The 19,854-nt window shown below is 38.6% G+C and carries 20 protein-coding genes; 9 read left to right on the top strand and 11 right to left on the bottom strand.

Annotated features, from left to right (window positions below):
• Positions 1 to 60: 60 nt before the first annotated feature.
• The gene (locus tag ACFIMS_RS06115) at positions 61 to 537 is read right to left on the bottom strand and encodes a tRNA (cytidine(34)-2'-O)-methyltransferase (RefSeq protein ID WP_375612986.1); all 477 of its coding nucleotides are present in this window, start codon (positions 535 to 537) and stop codon (positions 61 to 63) included.
• Between the two features lie 725 nt (positions 538 to 1,262).
• Here ACFIMS_RS06115 and petA point away from each other — a divergent pair.
• The 4 genes from petA to ACFIMS_RS06095 all read left to right on the top strand — a co-directional run bounded on the left by petA (position 1,263) and on the right by ACFIMS_RS06095 (position 4,513).
• Positions 1,263 to 1,811, top strand: coding sequence for a ubiquinol-cytochrome c reductase iron-sulfur subunit (gene petA / locus ACFIMS_RS06110; RefSeq protein ID WP_375611173.1), 549 nt, complete (start codon positions 1,263 to 1,265; stop codon positions 1,809 to 1,811).
• Between the two features lie 4 nt (positions 1,812 to 1,815).
• Positions 1,816 to 3,072 carry a cytochrome bc complex cytochrome b subunit gene (locus tag ACFIMS_RS06105; protein WP_375696492.1) on the top strand — a complete coding sequence of 419 codons (1,257 nt, stop codon included), beginning with the start codon at positions 1,816 to 1,818 and terminating at the stop codon, positions 3,070 to 3,072.
• Positions 3,066 to 3,962: a cytochrome c1 gene (locus ACFIMS_RS06100; RefSeq protein ID WP_375668220.1), complete on the top strand. Its 897-nt coding sequence runs from the start codon at positions 3,066 to 3,068 to the stop codon at positions 3,960 to 3,962. The genes ACFIMS_RS06105 and ACFIMS_RS06100 overlap by 7 nt, the downstream gene beginning before the upstream one ends.
• 110 nt (positions 3,963 to 4,072) lie before the next feature.
• The gene (locus ACFIMS_RS06095; RefSeq protein WP_375611176.1) at positions 4,073 to 4,513 is read left to right on the top strand and encodes a PRC-barrel domain-containing protein; all 441 of its coding nucleotides are present in this window, start codon (positions 4,073 to 4,075) and stop codon (positions 4,511 to 4,513) included.
• A 159-nt stretch (positions 4,514 to 4,672) separates the two neighbouring features.
• On the opposite strand, the gene ychF is transcribed toward ACFIMS_RS06095, so the two are convergent.
• Entirely contained in the window at positions 4,673 to 5,776 is a 1,104-nt protein-coding gene (ychF, locus tag ACFIMS_RS06090; RefSeq protein ID WP_375611177.1) for a redox-regulated ATPase YchF, read from the bottom strand.
• Positions 5,777 to 6,041: 265 nt separating this feature from the next.
• On the opposite strand from ychF, the gene ACFIMS_RS06085 reads away from it, so the two are divergent.
• Positions 6,042 to 6,785, top strand: coding sequence for a L,D-transpeptidase (locus ACFIMS_RS06085; protein WP_375611178.1), 744 nt, complete (start codon positions 6,042 to 6,044; stop codon positions 6,783 to 6,785).
• 221 nt (positions 6,786 to 7,006) lie between these two features.
• On the opposite strand, the gene pth is transcribed toward ACFIMS_RS06085, so the two are convergent.
• Together pth and ACFIMS_RS06075 are read right to left on the bottom strand one after the other, a co-directional pair.
• Complete coding sequence (pth, locus tag ACFIMS_RS06080; protein ID WP_375631640.1) at positions 7,007 to 7,588, bottom strand: aminoacyl-tRNA hydrolase; 582 nt, start codon at positions 7,586 to 7,588, stop codon at positions 7,007 to 7,009.
• A gap of 75 nt (positions 7,589 to 7,663) precedes the next feature.
• On the bottom strand, positions 7,664 to 8,293 hold the full coding sequence (locus ACFIMS_RS06075; RefSeq protein ID WP_375611180.1) for a 50S ribosomal protein L25/general stress protein Ctc: 630 nt from the start codon (positions 8,291 to 8,293) through the stop codon (positions 7,664 to 7,666).
• A gap of 292 nt (positions 8,294 to 8,585) precedes the next feature.
• Between ACFIMS_RS06075 and ACFIMS_RS06070 the strand changes: the two genes are divergently transcribed.
• Positions 8,586 to 10,085: a helicase HerA domain-containing protein gene (locus ACFIMS_RS06070; RefSeq protein ID WP_375696491.1), complete on the top strand. Its 1,500-nt coding sequence runs from the start codon at positions 8,586 to 8,588 to the stop codon at positions 10,083 to 10,085.
• On the opposite strand, the gene ACFIMS_RS06065 is transcribed toward ACFIMS_RS06070, so the two are convergent.
• From ACFIMS_RS06065 to lgt, 4 genes are all read right to left on the bottom strand, one after another.
• Positions 10,082 to 11,014 (bottom strand): ribose-phosphate pyrophosphokinase, encoded by a 933-nt coding sequence (locus ACFIMS_RS06065; RefSeq protein ID WP_375606345.1) that lies wholly within the window; start codon positions 11,012 to 11,014, stop codon positions 10,082 to 10,084. The genes ACFIMS_RS06070 and ACFIMS_RS06065 overlap by 4 nt on opposite strands.
• A 474-nt stretch (positions 11,015 to 11,488) precedes the next feature.
• Entirely contained in the window at positions 11,489 to 12,280 is a 792-nt protein-coding gene (pgeF, locus tag ACFIMS_RS06060) for a peptidoglycan editing factor PgeF (RefSeq protein ID WP_375612980.1), read from the bottom strand.
• Positions 12,281 to 12,382: 102 nt separating this feature from the next.
• Complete coding sequence (locus ACFIMS_RS06055) at positions 12,383 to 13,462, bottom strand: class I SAM-dependent methyltransferase (protein WP_375645499.1); 1,080 nt, start codon at positions 13,460 to 13,462, stop codon at positions 12,383 to 12,385.
• Positions 13,437 to 14,315 carry a prolipoprotein diacylglyceryl transferase gene (lgt, locus tag ACFIMS_RS06050; protein ID WP_375681171.1) on the bottom strand — a complete coding sequence of 293 codons (879 nt, stop codon included), beginning with the start codon at positions 14,313 to 14,315 and terminating at the stop codon, positions 13,437 to 13,439. The genes ACFIMS_RS06055 and lgt overlap by 26 nt, the downstream gene beginning before the upstream one ends.
• 305 nt (positions 14,316 to 14,620) lie before the next feature.
• On the opposite strand from lgt, the gene ACFIMS_RS06045 reads away from it, so the two are divergent.
• Both ACFIMS_RS06045 and ACFIMS_RS06040 read left to right on the top strand, forming a co-directional pair.
• The gene (locus tag ACFIMS_RS06045) at positions 14,621 to 14,866 is read left to right on the top strand and encodes an accessory factor UbiK family protein (RefSeq protein WP_273791228.1); all 246 of its coding nucleotides are present in this window, start codon (positions 14,621 to 14,623) and stop codon (positions 14,864 to 14,866) included.
• A 404-nt stretch (positions 14,867 to 15,270) separates the two neighbouring features.
• On the top strand, positions 15,271 to 15,771 hold the full coding sequence (locus ACFIMS_RS06040; RefSeq protein ID WP_273724125.1) for a YbjN domain-containing protein: 501 nt from the start codon (positions 15,271 to 15,273) through the stop codon (positions 15,769 to 15,771).
• Positions 15,772 to 15,816: 45 nt separating this feature from the next.
• Here ACFIMS_RS06040 and ACFIMS_RS06035 read toward each other — a convergent pair whose 3' ends face one another.
• Together ACFIMS_RS06035 and ACFIMS_RS06030 are read right to left on the bottom strand one after the other, a co-directional pair.
• Positions 15,817 to 17,157: an ATP-binding protein gene (locus tag ACFIMS_RS06035; protein ID WP_375611185.1), complete on the bottom strand. Its 1,341-nt coding sequence runs from the start codon at positions 17,155 to 17,157 to the stop codon at positions 15,817 to 15,819.
• Positions 17,158 to 17,165: 8 nt separating this feature from the next.
• Positions 17,166 to 17,870: a response regulator gene (locus tag ACFIMS_RS06030; protein ID WP_375638076.1), complete on the bottom strand. Its 705-nt coding sequence runs from the start codon at positions 17,868 to 17,870 to the stop codon at positions 17,166 to 17,168.
• 144 nt (positions 17,871 to 18,014) lie between these two features.
• Between ACFIMS_RS06030 and ACFIMS_RS06025 the strand changes: the two genes are divergently transcribed.
• Positions 18,015 to 18,752, top strand: a complete 738-nt coding sequence (locus tag ACFIMS_RS06025) for an MBL fold metallo-hydrolase (RefSeq protein WP_375696490.1) — start codon at positions 18,015 to 18,017, stop codon at positions 18,750 to 18,752.
• 66 nt (positions 18,753 to 18,818) lie between these two features.
• Here ACFIMS_RS06025 and ACFIMS_RS06020 read toward each other — a convergent pair whose 3' ends face one another.
• Complete coding sequence (locus ACFIMS_RS06020; protein WP_375696489.1) at positions 18,819 to 19,604, bottom strand: BA14K family protein; 786 nt, start codon at positions 19,602 to 19,604, stop codon at positions 18,819 to 18,821.
• Positions 19,605 to 19,854: the final 250 nt, after the last annotated feature.

The following is a 19,854-nucleotide window of genomic DNA, read 5'->3' as shown; positions in this document are numbered from 1 at the left end:
TTATACGCTCTAACTGTTCTTTATATGTTGTATTATTGTTTTTCGTGATAATTTATGTTTTTATAGATTACAGTTTCTTTCATGATAACCAATTTGGCGTAATGCTTCTCCTGTTGTTATGGCTACGCTCATGGCGAGATTTAGAGAGCGTGCCTGTGGTTGCATGGGAATTTTTAATGTGTAATCGGCCGCTTCATGAACATAATCGGGAACGCCAGCTGTTTCACGACCAAAAAGTAAAACATCATTTCTTTGATAGCATATCTGCGTATAGCATGTTTTTGCTTTTGTACTTAAAAGCAACAGGCGGCGGTTAAAGTGTTTCATGGAGCTTATAAAATGTTGCCAATCAATGTGTCGTTCTAAGGAAGCATATTCGAGATAATCCAATCCTGCGCGTTTGAGATTACGATCCGACAGATTAAAGCCTGCAGGTTCAATAATGTGCACATGTAAACCAAAGCAAGCGCTAAGACGTAAAATCGTTCCAGTATTACCAGCAATATCAGGTTGGAAAAGAGCTATATGAAGTGTCATGTTCTCTGTAATATGATTTTTCTTTCGACTTTGTAAAGAAGCACCACAATTTATTCGAAAAATATGCTTTGAGAAATACATGTTTTTTACGGTTCATTTTTATTCCCTTTAAATTTCAGGGAAAAGTTATGTATACAGGTCTGTTTGGGATCAGAGAGAAGCTCCCTATTAGGGACTTCCTTTTATTGAGCAATCCATGAAATGACTTGGCTCATTATGTTGAAAAGTGGGATATTTAATGAGATTAGATCATCAATTTTAATTAAAATCAACAAAATATGCTTTTTATGCAAAAACAGAAGCGAAAAAAATACTCATGCAACCAGTTGGAATTGAGGGAGGGAGAGATGCTGTAAATGTGTTAAAGAAATAACCGATAAGCTCAACTTGTTTACTGAGATATGGTCATAACAAGACTATGTTTCTTTCTTTAGAAGTGTTTATTTACATGCTATCTCTGATTTTCACGGGCGGGGGAGTAATTTTGATTGATTAATATGAATAGGTTTGAAATGAAAAAACCTTACGGTGTTTAGGGATTTCATTCACTCTGTAAAACGATGAATTATCATTATAAAACAGTTTTTTGTATAAACCATACAAATGGCAGGAGTGTTTTACGGGGATGTTTTTATGGTTGAGGTAACGGAGTGATCAAGCATTGTACAATGGGAGAGGGTATGGTAAAAGAATGTTTTAGCAAAGTGTCTCTTTAAGTTAAGGCCATGGGTGAGCAAACGAGGCGGGATTTTCTGTTTTTGGTAACAGCTGTTGCAGGAGCAGTTGGAATGGGAGCGGTTGTGTGGCCTTTTATCCGTCAGTTGCGTCCAGATGAAGCTGTTTTGGCATCTTCCTCTGTTGAGGTTGATCTTTCTGGTATTGAAGAGGGGATGTCAGTAACGGTAAAGTGGCGAGGACAGCCTGTTGTTATTCGAAATCGTACGGCAAAAGAAATTGCTGATGCGCGCGCTACTGAATTGAGACTTCTAAAAGATCGTCAAGCGCGCAATCCTAATCTTGAAGGTGAAAAAGAAGCGACGGATTTTGCACGTTCAGCAGGTAAAGGACGTGAAAATTGGCTTATCGTCATTAATCTTTGTACGCATTTAGGCTGTATAACACTTGGGCAATCTGGGAAATTTGGAGGGTGGTTGTGTCCATGTCATGGGTCTGTTTATGATACAGCTGGAAGAGTGCGGTCGGGTCCAGCTAACTATAATTTGGCTATTCCTCCTTACCAATTTCTTTCTGATACTTTGCTCAAAATAGGATAAGGTTATGACAAGGTTTTCTCCTTATTGTCCTAAAAATGCACTTGCCCGTTGGTTTGATAAGCGTTTTCCTCTTCCTCGTTTTTTTTATAATGCATTTGTGATTTTTCCTGTTCCGCGTAATCTTAATTACTTTTATACATTTGGCGGTATTTTGACCATTATGCTTTTATCACAGCTTTTGACTGGTATTGTCTTGGCTATGCATTATGTTCCGGATATTCATTTGGCTTTTGAAACCAGTGAACGATTTCGGCGTGAAGGGCAGTTTGGTTGGCTTTTTCGTCCATGGCATTGTGTAGGCTCTTCGTTTTTTTTTATTGCTGTTTATATCCATTTAGCACGTGGACTTTATTATGGTTCTTATAAAAATATGCGAGAAATGGTATGGGTTACAGGTATTTTTATTTATATCATCATGATGGCAATAGCATTTTTTGGTTATGTGCTTGTTTGGGGGATGATGTCTATTTCAGCGGCTTCAGTGATTGCAGGGCTTTTAAAAACGATACCTTTGGTGGGGACATGGTTGCATGAGACATTTCTGGGTGGTTATGTCGTAGGACAACCAACGTTGAATCGTTTTTATGTTTTCCATTATGTTTTATCATTTATTTTGCTTCTTTTTGTGGGGCTGCATATTTGGGCAATTCATTGTGTTGGGCAAGGCAATCCAACGGGTCTTGCTATACAATCAGATAAGGAAACAGTTCCATTTTCGCCTTATGCGCTTATCAAAGATATTTTTGCTATTACTGTTTTTCTCATCTTCTTTGCCTGGTTTTTGTTTTATATGCCCGATTATATGGGGCAGGCTGAAAATTATAGTGTGGCAGATCCTTTAAAGGCACCTCTTCGTGTGGTTCCAGAATGGTATTTTTTGCCTTTTTATGCGATGCTTCGTGCTATAACTTTTGATATCGGTATTTTCTCTTCAAACTTTGTTGGCTTTGTTTTATTCGTCAGTTCGATTTGCATTTTAATTTTTGTGCCATGGTTAGACCGCTCTAAAATATGTTCAGCAAGATATCGACCTGTTTATAAAATTTTCTTTTGGGCGTTGGTTATTGATGTCGTTTTTCTTGGTTGGTTGGGGTCAAGAGAAATAAGTGACAAAATTCTTTTATGGACACAATTGGCTACGGTTTATTATTTTATATTTTTTTTGGTTATTTTGCCGATTTTGCCAGCGTTTGAAAAAAATTGTTCTCTTCCTTCTTCAATTATGCAAGATTTAAAACAGAAAAAAAAGAGACTATGGTAAATGTTTTTGTCGGGCTGGTTGTTATTGTTGCTATGAGTTTTTCTGCTCAGAGTTTAGCGAGTGATGCCTCTGATCAGGAAGAAGGATTTATTTCTTTTCCTTTACAGGTTCCTAAAAAACAAGAATGGAGTTTTTCAGGTCCATTTGGGCTTTATGATAAGGCGCAATTGAGGCGCGGATTAAAGGTTTATAGACAAGTTTGTTCCAGCTGCCATGGGCTAAAATATGTGGCTTTTCGCAATTTAAAAGATCTTGGGTATGATCAAGAACAGATCAAAGCTTTGGCGGGGCAATATGAAGTGCGCGATGGTCCTAATCGAGAAGGAAAATTTTTTAAACGTGCTGGGGTTGCAACGGATTGTTTTCCTTCTCCCTTTTCACATGAAGAAGAAGCAAGATTTATTTTGAATAGTGCTTATCCTCCAGATTTGACATTGATAGCACGTGCACGTGGGGTATCTTTGCCGTTTCCTGCTTTAATTACTGATGCATTGTCTCATTATGATACAGCTGGTCCAGATTATATTACAGCTCTTTTAACAGGATATCAGAAGGCACCGAAGGAGATAAAAATTGCGAATGGTTATTGGTATAATCCTTATTTTATTGCCGGTAATTCTTTAACTATGGCTCCTCCTTTGAGTGATGGTATGGTTGCTTATGAAGATGGAACCCCAGAAATCATTGAACATTATGCGCGCGATGTTTCTGCTTTTTTGATGTGGGCTGCCGATCCTCATATGGAAATTCGTAAAAAAACCGGTTTTCGTGTTATTTTATTTTTAATCATTTTTGCAGGGTTTGTTTATATTTTAAAAAATCGTATTTGGTGTGGTTTAGAAGAAGAATTAGAGAAAGAAATAAAAGACGAAATAAAGAGAAAAGGGTAAAGCGATAAGGCTCAAAAGAGTATAGAGTATAAAGAGCATAAGGAACAAATCTTTTTATGATGCATTGAGGTTTTATAAAGTAAAAGCAAAGTAAAAATGGAGATGTTAAAATGAAAAAAATTGCATGTACTACTCTTATGTCAATTTTGATGGTTTCTAGTACTTATGCTCAGTCTTTTGAAGTGCCTTCAAAACCTGAAATGATCTCTTCGACGGGTATTGTACAGGTGGGGATAGATAAGTCTGTGCGTTATGTGACACCTTTAGCAACGGATTTTGTTGCTTCCAGTCTTATAGGCGCCAATGTATATAATATAGAAGATGAAAATATTGGTGAAGTAAAAGATATTATTTTACGTGAAAATAATATTGCAGGATTTGTTATTGCTGTTGGTGGTTTTCTTGGCATAGGCGAGAGTTATGTGGTCGTTTCTCCAGAAACAATCCAGATGACAAATGATTATGGTAAATGGAAACTTATTACAAATGCGACAAAAGATTCTTTAAAGAACGCTCCAACATTTAAATACGAAGGGCGTTGGACACGCTAATTTTATATTTCTATTCTTTAATGGACCAAGCTGTTGCTATCACAATCATATGCTAGCAACAGTTTTTTTGTTCTAAAAGCTCTTGAGAATTTTTGCGACAAGATTCCAAGGAGCTATTATCAAAGTTTTCAAGATAAACTATTAAGACAGAGTGAAGATTTAAGTATTATGTTTAAATAACATGATATCGCCATCTTGCACAATGTATTCCTTTCCTTCATCGCGGGCTTTTCCTGCTTCCTTTGCACCGCTTTCTCCACCCAGAGCAATATAGTCATTATAGCTGATGGTTTGGGCACGAATGAAACCGCGCTCAAAATCTGAATGAATAACACCAGCTGCTTGGGGAGCTTTTGTACCACGCGTAATTGTCCATGCTCGTGTTTCCTTAGGCCCACAGGTGAAGTAAGTAATGAGATCAAGTAAATGGTAACCAGCGCGAATGAGGCGATTGAGACTCGGTTCAAAGAGTTCTAGCGCATTGAGATATTCTGATGCTTCAGCATCACTCAGTTGTGTAATTTCCGCTTCGATAGAAGCAGAAATGATAATGCTTTGCGCATTTTGCTCTGTTGCCATTTTTTCAACTGTTTGGGTAAAGCTATTTCCACGAGCGGCGTCATTTTCGCTTACATTACAAACATAAAGTACAGGCTTGGAGGTTAAAAGATTCAAACTCTTAAGAATGTGGTGTTCATCGGAAGAAATATCTTTGAGTAATAACCGGACAGGGTTTCCCTGTTGCAGTATGTTTAATGCTTTTTCCATAATAGGTAAAATTGTGAGAGCTTCTTTGTCTTTTCCGGTTGCTCGTTTACGGATTTGTATGATTCGTCTCTCAAGACTTTCAAGATCCGCAAGCATGAGTTCGGTTTCAACCGTTGTCGCATCACAAACAGGATCAATACGTCCCTCTACATGGGTAATATCTTCATTTTGAAAACAGCGTAAAACGTGGACAATAGCATCGACTTCGCGAATATTGGCTAAAAACTTGTTTCCTAAACCTTCGCCTTTTGAAGCTCCTCGCACAAGCCCCGCAATATCGACGAAGTTAATGCGTGTAGGAATCATTTCTTTTGAACCAGCGATTGATGCAATTTTTTCCATTCGTAAATCTGGAACAGCAACTTCTCCGGTATTGGGTTCAATGGTACAAAAAGGATAATTGGCAGCCTGTGCAGTGGCTGTTTTTGTTAATGCATTAAAAAGAGTTGATTTCCCGACATTAGGTAATCCGACAATACCGCATTTAAAGCCCATGAGAGTCTTTCTTTTCTATTAATTTTATGGTCAAGATAAAGCTTCCTTTTTATAGCATATTTTCAGAAGAGTTATAGTCCTGGTCTTGCGATAAGTGAGAAAAAAGTCTAAAGTAATAGGTATCTACTTTTTTACCTTAGTTCTTCTTACCTTATTGTTCTCCTTAGTTACAAGGATAAGAAAACTTCGAATTAATGTTAATATTGTGCTAAGTTTTTCATGGTATGCAAATCTGCATAAATAATTAATCGGAGAAAATAGAAGAGTGTTATCTCGTTGTGCCTTTTTAATTGCAGCACTTTTGGCTTTGGCTGGATGTGCTACACGTCAGTCAGATATGTCATCGGTACCTTTTCAACAAGTTCGATACATTCCACCAGAAATACAGGCTTTGTATGGTCCTGTAACGAATGAGACCTATTCGTTACCTGCTGTTGATCTTGCGACAATTGATCCAAAATATTGGCGACAAGAGGTGATTTATTATACATCTTATGCGCCTGGAACATTGGTTATAGATACGCAAGAGTGTTTTCTTTACCTTATTGGTGAAAATGGAAAAGCTTTGCGTTATGGGATTGGTGTCGGTAAAGAAGGCCTAGCATTTGAAGGTGAGGGGGTTATACAGCGCAAGCGTCGGTGGCCAAATTGGGCTCCTACTGCAGCTATGATGGCTCGAGAACCAGAACGTTATGGTCATCTTGGGAAAGGAATGCCACCAGGGCCCGATAATCCATTAGGTGCGCGGGCACTTTATTTGTTCAAAAATGGGAAAGATACACTTTTCCGTATTCATGGCTCACACGAATCGTGGTCAATTGGGCGTGCTATTTCAAGTGGGTGTATCCGTTTGCTTAATCAAGATATTATCGATCTTTATGATCGTGTTCCCATTGGTTCGCGTGTTGTGGTATTGCAAAACAATAGGAGTATTCCTACAGTTTATAGTCAACAATCAAATGGTTACGATCCGCTACAGTCGACCATTCAGCCAAATGATTTTTTTTAATTTAGGGGAGAAGATTGGAGAGAGCTGTGTTTGCTGTTCAATCTTCTCTTTCTCTCAAAAGAGAATATAAGCCTTTCTTCTTCAAAGGTGTATACAAGCTTGTATTCTGTTCTATTTTCTAGCTTCTCACGTTGCCAACAGATTTTGCCTTTGAGAAAGTTTATAAGAGGATTTTTTTAAGAGTTCTTATTCATATTCTTCACGCGACAGGGGCACGCAAGCTAATGGTTCTGATTGTGTTTTATCGTTTGTGAAACTTCATTCATAAAGAGGGATTTATCATCTTTTATAAGGAGAGCGATATTTTTTGCAATTGTCTCTAAGAGAGGGGATAACCATTCTTGATCAGATTTGGTAAAATTCCCCAAGACATGTTGATGAACAAGTTCTTTGCTTCCAGGATGACCAATTCCTATGCGTATACGACAATAGTCAGTACCACAATGGGCATCAATAGACTTAATGCCATTATGCCCATTATGTCCTCCACCAATTTTTATACGAACTTTCCCCGGTGACAGGTCTAGTTCATCATAAATGATGATCAAATTCTTTAAATCTAATTTATAAAATCGCAAAGCTTCACCGATAGCTTGACCAGAAAGATTCATGAAAGTTTGTGGTTTTATAAGAAAAATTTTCTCATTATTTATGAAACCATTGGAGATTTCTGCTTGAAACTTCTTTGACCATGGAGAAAAAGAGAAGGACTGATAAATGGCATCAACAGCCATAAAACCGATATTATGGCGGTTATTTTGATATTGTAAACCAGGATTGCCAAGACCAGCAATAAGCCACATGTGTATCTTCAGTCAAAGTATGAGTAAGGGTAATGTCTCATAAATTAAGGCGGAAAAATTCCCGCCTTTTGAGTTTTATGAAGTTTGTGTGTCTTCTTCATCATTTTCTTGTTCAGAAGTTTCATCGCTGACATCCATGCCAGCAGGAGCTGCAATGGTTGCAATGGTAAAGTCTCGATCTTGGATGATGGGAGTCACATCTTTTGGCAGTTGCACTGCTGAAATGTGAATAGAATCACCAATAGAGTAGCTGGAGAGATCAATTTCAATAGCTTCAGGAATAGCACTTGCTGGAGCTGTACATTCAATTTCGTGCCGAACAATATTGAGGACACCACCCTTTTTAAGTCCAGGTGCCGTATCTTCATTGAGGAAGTGGACAGGAATATTCACTTCTACAACGGATTTTGCTGAAATGCGCAAAAAGTCTACATGGAGGGGAAAGTCACGCACGGGATCTAATTGATAATCTTTTGGCAAAACCATAATTTTTTGCTTGTCAAGAATAATCGTTGCAATGGTGGTGCGAAAGCCACCAGCATGAATTTTGTAGAAAATTTCTTTATAGGGAACTGTTATTGCCAAAGGTGGTTGTTTTTCACCATAAATGACAGCAGGAATAAGACCGTTGCGGCGAAGTTCACGGGAGGACCCCTTACCAACCCGCTCGCGTTTTTCGGCCTTAAGAGTGTAGCTTTTGCTCATAATTTAAGTCCTTTTTACATGATTGGAGATCCTTCAAAAACAGTAATAGTTTTTGCATGGATATGAAGATATGCGCTAACCAACAGCGATCACTCCATTCTACGTTGCCTCCAAGGGTGTCTACGCAGAAGTTTGTTCTATAGTTCAAACTATTCATAGATGCAAGAGTTGTGGGAAAAATCGATGATTTCTACCGTTAAAAAGGAGGAAATGTTACAAATTACGGTGTGGATGGAGAATCAACCAATATGTGCTGGCACTGATATGTTCAAAATCAAACACTGGAGATGTTATGAAGGTTGAGATTGCCTTGGGTGAGATGTCAGAAAGTCGTGCTTTGCATAAATCGATGCCAGCACTTCTTGATTTGGAAGAATTATTGGCGACACGTCTTCTTGTACAAGGTAATTCTGGTTCAGGGAAATCACATCTTTTACGCCGTCTTCTGGAGCAAAGTGCTCAGTGGGTGCAGCATTGTGTAATTGATCCAGAAGGCGATTTTGTAACTTTGGCAGATAAATTTGGTCATGTTATTGTAGAGGCTCAACGGAGCGAACTAGAATTGACACGTATTGCGCATCGCATTCGACAACATCGGGTTTCGGTGGTATTTAATCTTGAAGGTTTGGACACTGAACAACAGATGCGTGCTGTAGGGGCTTTCCTTGGGGCACTGTTTGATGTGGAACGTGATTATTGGTATCCTATGCTTGTCGTTGTCGATGAAGCACAATTGTTTGCTCCAACTGCAGCAGGAGAAGTTTCTGATGAAGCGCGTAAAATTTCTTTGAGCGCTATGACCAATCTGATGTGTCGAGGACGTAAACGTGGTCTTGCTGGTGTTATTGCGACACAACGTTTGGCTAAGCTTGCCAAAAATGTTGCGGCTGAAGCTTCAAACTTTTTAATAGGGCGGACTTTTTTAGATATTGATATGGTGCGCGCCGCTGATCTTTTGGGGATGGAGCGTCGCCAAGCGGAAATGTTTAGAGATCTTGAACGGGGAAATTTTATAGCTTTAGGCCCTGCTTTATCACGACGTCCCTTACCAATTATTATCGGTTCTGTTGAAACTTTGGCACGCTCTTCTAGCCCTAAATTAATGCCACTTCCAACAGAGCGGGATGATGTGCAAGAGCTCGTTTTTACTGCTTCACCAGAGGAAATTTTAACGCCATTTAAACAAACACGAGAGCCGATGAGGGAAAAGTCAATGCACGAGATGTTAGAGGAGGTCGTGCATAAAAAACAAGAGTTGTTAGAAGAAAACCCAAGTTTATTTCCTGAACTTTCTGATGTTGAGCGTGACGGGCAAGCAGAACATATTATTCGGGAAATTCTTGAGGATTCTGAAGCTTTTTATCGTTCAACAGCGGTGCTTTATCAAGATTTTTCAGTTCGTTGCCGTATCCATGGGATGTCAAAGGTTCCTTTTAATCTTTCACAATTTCGGCGTAAATTGGCTATTGCTCAGGCTTTTGTTGATGAACAAACGGCTGTCAGTGAACATTGGAAACATATTTTGCAGATATCAGAAGGTTTGGAAGAAGATGTTCAAGGAGTCTTCTTGAACGTGGCACAGGCCGCATTAGGGGGAAAGCCATGTCCATCTGATGCATTTTTAGCACGTCTTTATGGGACTCATTCTTTAAGCCGTGCACGCCGACTTTTAACCTACTTTGAAGAGCGTGGACTTATTGTTATTCACACGCATTTTAGTGGTCAACGTATTGTTGCCTTTCCTGATCTTGGTGTTGAAACAGCACCGGGAGACCCCAAGGAACCACTTTAACCAAATAAGCTGGAAACCGATTGTTCTGCTGCTGTCCTTGCTATTGCTTCTCCCATAAGGTCGGCAATGGGCAAAACACGAATATTATGGGTTTTCTCAATAGCTTGTGTTGGCATAATTGAATCTGTAATAACCAATTCTTTCATCTCTGAATTAGCAATTCGCTCGATTGCATTACCAGAAAGAACACCGTGCGTGATATAAGCTGTGACACTATTGGCACCATGTTTAAGCAGAGCACTTGCTGCATTGCATAAAGTTCCACCTGAATCAACAATATCATCAAGCAAAAGGCAATCTTTTCCTGATACATCTCCAATGATATTCATAACTTCTGATTCACCGGGGCTTTCGCGACGTTTATCCACAATAGCGAGCAAACTGTTCAAGCGCTTGGCAAGCGCGCGCGCGCGAACCACACCACCCACATCAGGTGAAACAACGATAACATTTTCAAGAGAATAATGCACTTTGACATCGCGAGAAATGACAGGAACAGCATAGAGATTATCCGTAGGGATATCAAAAAAACCTTGAATTTGTCCTGCATGAAGGTCTAGTGTTAAAACACGATGGGCCCCTGCTTCAGTAATGAGGTTGGCAACAAGTTTTGCAGAAATAGGAGTTCGTGGTCCTGGTTTTCTATCTTGGCGGGCATAGCCAAAATAGGGGATAACAGCTGTAATACGACGCGCAGAAGAACGACGAAGGGCATCAATCATGATGAGTAATTCCATCAAATGATCATTTGCGGGATAGGATGTAGATTGCAAAACAAAAACATCTTGTCCACGTACATTTTCATGCAGTTCTACGAAAATTTCTTGATCAGCAAAGCGCTTTACAGTTGCTTTGCCTAAGGGGATGTTCAAATAATTTGCAACATCTTCAGCTAGGCGTGGATTAGAATTTCCGCAGAAAAGTTTCATAGTAGAACCTCTGAATCATCATGGTGGGAATGCGACACGGTTTTTAATTTCTTTTTATTAAATTGCAAGAGAGCAATTACAAAAGCCTTACAATTTTATCGATTATTATAAAAGAGCTATGCAGTATGTTTTCTCTTTTTCCAAAAGTTTATTACTTTTAGAGCAAAGTTTTTTCTCCATGCGGCAAAGAAATACATATTGATTAAGCTTTTTGGTCATTACTTTATAAAAATACTTTCAATATGGGGAATGTTTCATATTTAAGATGAATGAAGGGGAGTAATAAAAAGAAGTATCATCTTGCCTTCAATCATTATAACCAAACATTGAAAATGATCATAGCGAAGGCTATCATATTTTATGGGCTGGTAGATAATTTCGTGAAAAAAGCAAAGTACAATGGGGTTTATTTTTCCATTTGGGTAAAAAGTTTAGTTTTGCAGTTTTGGTATTGTTCTCAAGCATAAAAGGGGCTCATCTTTTGTTTTTCAGCATAATAGCAGAAATTTGCCGTCCGTAATCGGGTTCGTTGCGGTGTATTGCACGGCGATAGGAGAAAAAACGCTGTTCATCTTGATAGGTACAAAGCTCTACACAAGAAGCATTAACACCTGCTTCTTTGAGTTGGTTTATAATAAATGCCCATAGATTAAAATAAAAGCGATTTATTTTGTCTGTTTTTAAAAAATATTTTTGGTATTTGCTGTGGTAATCAATAAATTGGTCGTAAAATTCATTTGTTACTTCATAGTGATAAGGGCCAATACAAGGTCCAAGGACTGCTGTTATTGATTGTCTTTTGGCTCCTTGTTTTTCCATAACAGCAATTGTTTTCTCGATAATTCCATTTAAGCTTCCACGCCAGCCAGCATGAGTTGCAGCGATGACTCTAGCTTGTGGATCAGCAAACAGAATGGGTCCGCAATCTGCTGTAAGAACCCCAATAACGAGTTCTGGGGTGGTTGTAACCAGAGCATCAGCTTGAGGAGGTGCACCGATAGTTGCTTGATGAGCTACGACAACGTTACAGGAGTGTATTTGATTAACTGTGACTAAATTTTGCGCTTCAATAGAAAAATAATTGGCAATCAAAAGACGATTCTGTACAATATATTCAAGTTGATCATTTGAACCTTTCCCAACATTAAGACTATGATAAAGATTTTTTGAAACACCACCTTGACGTGTAAAAAATCCATGTTTTATTCCATGGGGGTGTAAAGTAGAAAGATTTTTTGCAAGAATGGGATGAGGGATAGATTTCATAAAAGTTCCTTATGGAGATTATTTAAAGTGAGGATGGAGATGTTCATATTTGTCAATGAATATTTCAGATAATGATGTGCTTATTGACAAAAGCGCCGATCATTAAAATTGGGGAGGTATGGAGATATTTTTATCACTGAAATGTAAAACTTTAAATAATTTTCCCATCTGATCTGGACTAGCGAGCCGTTCGATGTCTTGGCGGATTTTGTCTTGCAAAGGAGCACTTTTGCCAACTCCAAGCTGGTTTGCGCGCTCCAGTAGCCCCATTTTAAAAAGAAATTCTCCTTGCTCTAAGATTTCAGCAAAACAGCCCTGTTCAAGAGCTATGTTTTTTAAAAAAGAAAAATCAACATGGGATGTTAAATCATGTTCACCAGGGGCATCAAAAACATCACGAAATCTATGTTTTGAGAGTGCTTGCAAGGTATCGCCAAAGGCAAGCTCACAAGCACCATAGTCGATAAGTAAAGCAGAACCTGTCACTTGCACTAAATGGTGGCTGATTTGTTGCATGAATTGATGCCGTAAGGGGGCATGTTCAAAAATTGTTCCGTCAGGCACTTTAGAACAATAGGTTTGTAGACAAGAAGAGGGAAGTTTATGCGGGGCAGCAATAAAGATGAAATCTCCATTTTGATTGACTGTAATGCGGCGCTCTTTCCATTCTCCATTGACTTTAATATATTGGTTGATAGGGAGTGTATCGAGAAATTCATTAGCAATGAGGAAGAGAGGATTTGAAGGAATTTGATTAAAATTTTCAATGCTATGGATTTGTTTTTGATAAGAGAAAAGGCGCTTTTTTTGTTCTTTTGCAAGTTTTTTGCTTATTTCGATCAGAAAAATTTCAGCAGCATTAAATGCCGTTTGAGAGAGCTTTTGGATGGTTCGCAAAATGTCATCCATCAAAGTTCCTCGTCCTGGACCTATTTCAGCGAGAATAAAAGGGTGAGGGCACCCTTGAGCTTTCCAGCTTGCAAGAGTCCAAATGCCAATCATTTCTCCAAATAATTGGCTTATTTCAGGTGCTGTAATGAAATCACCAGCACGTCCAAAAGGGGTTTGTGTTTGATAATAACCAAATTGGGGATCGGTGAGTGCCAACGTCATATATTGGCTAACAGTGATTGGTCCATTAAGGACAATCATTTCTTTAATTTTTTCTTTGAGATTGGCCATTTTCTGTCGATTTATATTTAAAGGCGTGGAGAAGAAGATAAAACCCTACAAGAAGCATGGGAAGAGATAAAGCCATGCCATAGGTAAAACCAGTAGAATGGAAAAGAGTCGAAAACCATTCTGGATCTTCTTGAGGCGCACGGTAAACTTCAGAAATGCTGCGTGTTACTGCGTAGCCTATAATAAATGTTCCTGATACAGTACCGGGATGTTTTAATGCTTTGAACCCAAAAATAAGAAGACACAGGATGATGAAGAGAAGAAATCCTTCCATAAATGCTTCGTAAAGCTGGCTTGGATGGCGCGGTAAATAGTAAGGATCGAGAGGAAAACAAACAGCCCAAGGATGTGTAGTGATATTGCCCCATAACTCTTGGTTGATGAAGTTGCAGATTCGTACAATGCCGATACCAATAGGCGCACCTGCAGCAATGATATCAAACATGGCTCGTATGTTAATATAATTTTTACGGGCAAACCAAATCATAGCAATGATAATACCAATAAGTCCGCCATGAAAGGACATTCCCCCATCCCATACGGCAATGATAGCACTTGGATGGTTAAAATAGTAAATGGGATCCCATACAAGAACTTGTCCTAAACGCCCTCCGATAACAACACTTATGGCAGACCAGACAACAAAATCTCCGATCTTTTCTTTATCCATAGGAGGGTGGTCTCTATACCATAGAGATGTTTTTTTTAATAATTTTTGCGCATACCACCAAGCAAAAAGAATACCCAGTACGTAACCAAGTCCATACCAATGAAGTGCTATGGGACCTAGCTGGATAATGACAGGATCAAGAAAAGACGGAAAAGCAATGGCTGGACAAGACAGATTGTTCATGAGTTAAGCATTTTACATTATACGAGATGAATATGAAGTGACTCTGATGGTCAGAAATGACAGATGAATGCACAATGGTCAAGTCAGTAGGGAGGCTAGTCAGAAAGGGAGATAGATTTCCACTGATTTATCGCGGTAAAAAATATGGTGATAAAAGGAATATTAAAAAATCTTAAACAAAATCATTATGAAAAATCTGCACAGTATGTAAAATATAGAGTAAAAGGAACAAATTACAGTATCTAAATGTTATGAGAATACGCTATAATGCGTGCGTCAATAATTAAAATTTAAGGAAAAAGGTTATGCGTAATGGATCAAATCGTATTCTTGATGAATTAGCAAAATTAGCAACGGATGCTGCTGACGTTGCGCAAGGCATACGACGTGAAGCTGGAACAGCTTTTCGTGTGCAGGCTGAAAAGATAGCAAACAAACTTGATCTTGTTTCTCGCGAAGAGTTTGAGACTTTTAAGGAGATGGTGCTGAAAATCCATGCTGATAACGCTGATTTGAAAAGACGCCTTGATGATTTAAAAAAAGATGATTAAAAAAAACGCAGACACAAAAAAGTAAAATAGTTTAAAAAAAAGAATCTTCAAAAAAATATCCCCAATTTTTCAATATGATGCGTGAAACTAAAAAATGCTTAATCTTGAGTCTGTTAGAGCGGAGCATTTGTTTATTTTTGATTTTTTTTGGGGGTAAAGTACATTTTTTTGAATCAGGGGGGCTGGCGCTATGAAATTGTATCAATACACTGAAAAGACTTGATGATTCGTTTTATGACTATCAGGTTGCCCTAAACAGCGCGATTGTGTTCTGGGTGTTTGTGTACTGTCGATGTTTTTATGTGTATTTGTTTGGTGTAAAGGTTCTGATTGTAGCAAAATATTGTTACAGTTTAGACGGTTTATATTCTGTTGACAATGTTTTAAGATGATTGAGGATTGTGATGAGGCTTGCATTTTGCGCCACAGAAAGAAAAGAGCACCCTGTTGACTTTATCGAACAGATTGCCTGTGAATATGATTGGTCGTTTGAGCGGGATGCACAAGATGAAATTAGCGTTTGTGTGGAAGGAAAACGCGCAAACTATCGTCTTGCTTTTTCATGGATGGAAGAGCATGAAGCACTTCATTTAGCTTGTTCGTTTGATCTCTCTATTAAAAATGCTCGAACAGCTGAAATACAGCGCTTATTGCTAGCAATTAATGAAAAGTTGTTGTTGGGACATTTTGATTACTGGCAAAGGAATAATTCAGTTATTTATCGACAAGGTCTTCTTTTGGCTGGTGGGATGCATCCATCTCATATACAGGTTGAAACATTGTTGATACATGCACTTAAAGCCTGTGAAAGCCATTATGTTGCATTTCAGATGGTTGCTTTGTCGGGAGAAAGTGCTTACAAGGCACTACAGTACACTTTGTTTGAAACTGTAGGGAATGCCTAAAATATACAGTCTGTTATTTTTACAGACGGTTTGCGGAAATATTGCTCATAGGGGGACATCAAGAATAGCGCGCACTCCCCCGAGTGGGCTCTCATCTAATTGTATATTGCCACCATGGCTGCGTGCTATGTCTTGAGCAATAGAAAGACCAAGTCCTGTTCCACTTGCATCTTGATTTCGCGCTTTATCAAGTCGAAAGAATGGCTTAAAAACTTCTGTGCGCATATTTTTATGAATTCCAGGTCCATTATCATCGATTATTAATATAAAAGATTCTTGTTGAGAGTTAGCGGTTAGTTTAACGGTCGTGCCGTAACAAAATGCATTTGATACAAGATTGCTGACCAAGCGTGTAAAAGCACGGGGACGTACTTGTATTTCTGTAGGACCTTCAATAGTGTAAGAAAATTGACGTTTGTGAAGACGAGCATCGGTGGAGAATTTTTGCATAAGAGCATTTAAATCAAAAGTCTTGACACTTTCACTTCCTTCACCACGAGCAAAAGCAAGATAATCTTCTAACATATTTTGCATGTCACTTACATCTTGCTCAAGCGGTTTAATATCAAAGTCAGTATTTACTAATGCCAGCTGAAGTTTAAAGCGTGTAAGAATGGTTCTTAAATCATGACTTACTCCTGAGAGCATCATGGTACGTTGTTCAATTTGGCGTTCAATACGTTCACGCATGCGTAAAAAAGCGATGCCTGCACGTCGGACTTCATCAGCTCCTTGTGGTTGAAATCCTTTTGGTAAAGGACGACCGCGTCCAAAGCTTTCTGCTGCTTCAGCCAATTGTTGAATCGGTTTGATTTGATTGCGTAAAAAGTAAATTGCTATCAGCAATAAAACAAGAGCTGTTCCTACCATCCAGCTTAAAAAAATAGCAGTATTGGAAGCATAGGCTTGGCTGCGTGGAGCAAAGACGCGTAAAATGTTGTGACCAAGGTGGATACGGATTTCAACAAGATCAGAATCTCCTACGGTATCGATCCAGAAGGGACGGTTAATTTGGCGGGTGATTTCTTCACTTAAAAAATAGTCAAGAATTGCAAAAAATGGCTTAGGTCCTGGAGGGGGTAAGGAGGTAGGAGATAGAATAGAAATATTTAATCCCATACGTTGTTGTGCAATACGCTTGATATCTTCATAGTTATCTTGTTGGGGATATGTTTCAAGAATATCAATAATGGCTGAAATATCATGCACGACAGCCGTTGAAAGACGCTCCGTTACCATTTGCCAATGGCGTTCCATAAAGACATAAGCAATCACCGTTTGCAGAAGCACCATGGGAGCAATGATAATGATCAAAGAGCGAGCATAAAGCCGTTTAGGCATTTTTTTCGTTAACCATCGAAGAAAAAATCTTAAAGGTTTGATCATTCTTGTGCCTATTCAATAGAGAGTTTATACCCTATTCCTCGCACGGTTTGGAGCCATATAGGCAGTGCTGGGTTTTTTTCGATCTTACGACGAAGGCGGTTGATCTGCACATCAATGGCACGTTCACTTATATTGCTGTCATCGGTCGCGAATTTATGGCGCGGAATTGTATCGCCTGCATTTTCGGCAAACATGACCATCATTTCTTGTTCTTTATCTGTTAATTTAATAATTTCTCCTCCTTTTTTGAGTTCGCGTCGTGAAATTGAAAATATATAAGGACCAAAAACTATTTGCTCAATTTTAGGTTGGTGAGGGGGAAAACCACGTCGTAAAATGGCGTTGATGCGAAGGAGAAGTTCACGAGGGTCAAACGGCTTAGCCAGATAATCATCTGCCCCTGCTTCTAATCCACGGATACGATTGTCTATTTCTGATAAAGCTGTTAACATAAAGATAGGGACATCTTTTGTTTGGCGGAGTGAATGAGTGAGATCAATACCGTTTTCGCCAGGCATCATGACATCAACAATAAGAAGATCAAAATCTAAACTTACTAACAGTCGTCTTGCTTCATTCGCATTAGCTGAAACTGAAACACGAAATCCATTTTTAATGAGAAACTGAAATAAAAGATTGCGAATACGTGTATCGTCATCAATCACAAGAAGGTGAGGGGCATCGTCACACAAAACTTGAACGTGATTGCTCATTCTTAAAAAAACCTTGATAAAAATTTAGTTTACACAAAATGCAAGTTTACATAAGTTGTATAAAGCTGTCGAGCAGCACCTTTACCTTAAAGGAAAGAAAGTTTTATTTATAAATTTAAAAAAGTTATTTTTGAAAAGGATATTATGGGTAGTCTTAATATACATATTATTCCAGTTACGACATTCCAACAAAATTGCACTTTGCTTTTTGATAGTGAATGTAAAACGGGGGTTCTCGTTGATCCTGGTGGTGATTGGCCACGAATTCAAGACGTAATCGAAAAGAATGGTGTTATCGTTGAGGCTATTTGGATAACACATGGTCATTTTGATCATGTAGGAGCAGCAATGCAAGTGAAAGAAGCGCTTAATGTAAAAATTATCGGTTCACATCGCGATGATAAGCCTGTGATGGATGCCGTGAGCGAAAGCGCAAAAAATTATGGCATCACTGATGCTTGCATCTGTATTCCTGACCAATGGTTAGAAGATGGTGAGTGCGTTCATTTTGCTGGACATGTGTTTAAGGTTTTTCACACCCCAGGACATTCCCCTGGTCATGTTATTTATTTCAATGAAAAAGAGCGCTTAGCCCTCTTGGGTGATGTTCTCTTTCGTGGTTCTATTGGACGNCATTCCCCTGGTCATGTTATTTATTTCAATGAAAAAGAGCGCTTAGCCCTCTTGGGTGATGTTCTCTTTCGTGGTTCTATTGGACGTACGGACTTCCCCTTCTGTTCTTATGAAAAATTGATACAATCTCTTCGAGAAAAAGTTTTACCCTTAGGCGATGATGTTTGTTTTATCTGTGGGCATGGTCCCAAAAGTAGCATAGGCTATGAGCGCCAAAATAATCCTTTTCTTCAAGATTTTAATATATGAGCAAATAAAAAACGCTTTGAAGCGTTTTTTTGCCATTTAAGACTTTTTAGTAGGGCAGAACAGAGGTTAATTTATTGGGGCATAACAAACGTGGTCCAAACCGTTACGGTCTAGGAAAGTTCCTGTTTTAGGGTTGAAAGAACGGTATTTTTTCTTGCAATAGTTAAGCCAATCAGATTCTAATGATTGCTGGAGTGGCTCATATGCCACCGTTTGCTGCACTTGATAAACTCTTTGATTTTGCGGAACTTTTTGATAAATTACCTGATTTTGTGGTACTATTTGATAAACCACTTGTGGCTGTTCTGGTTTTTTTAAAATTGTACCAAGAATCGTACCTGTTGCAAGACCAAGAATACCCACCGCTAAAGCATCTCCTGAGTTATCTATATGAATATTACTGTGTTTTGTCTTTTTGCGCTCGACGTAATGATATGTTTTGTTTTCAACATGATGATAATGGTGGTGGTGGTGATGATGGTGTTGTTGTTGTTCCGTCTTACTATGTTTGGCTACAGACCTTTCATGTTTGGCTTTAAATCTTCTCTTGTCGTCATCAGAACTCTTGTGGAAATCATCAACAAACTTTTGGAAATCATCAGATAAAAAGCTACGTTTTTTATCAGAACAATGGGAGCGAGAAAAACCGCAAGGCAGAATATCAGCTTTCTTCCTCATTTCCCTTATCGCATCATCTGTTTCTTTACGCATCTTCCTCATCATATCATCTATTTCTCTCGAGATAGAGTCACTACGATTCCATGCCATATCCGCAAGCGTTGCATTTAGCGGCATCAAAACGGTCACAGTTGACATTGCTGATAATACCGCTAACCTGATCACTTTTTTCATAATGATGCTCCTTGTGTAAATTCGTATTTTTCACATCCTACACGTTTCAAACTGAATAGAGCCTGAACAATTTTGGACTTTATTGTGACAAAAAAATAAAAATTTATTTAGTTAAATCTATCGCGGAGACAGTAAAATGAAATCATAACAGAATTTTGATTTCAATTAATGTACTCTGCTTGAGGTTAATTAATAAGTTTGTATTGAGAGTCCACGATTTTTTACTATGGAATATAAACTCTTTATTTAG

Origin of the sequence: Bartonella sp. AP331QHHD (assembly GCF_042195905.1) — a bacterium.
Lineage (GTDB): Bacteria > Pseudomonadota > Alphaproteobacteria > Rhizobiales > Rhizobiaceae > Bartonella.
Note: the sequence above shows the minus strand (reverse complement) of the source record. Positions and strands in the feature narration are given on the sequence as shown.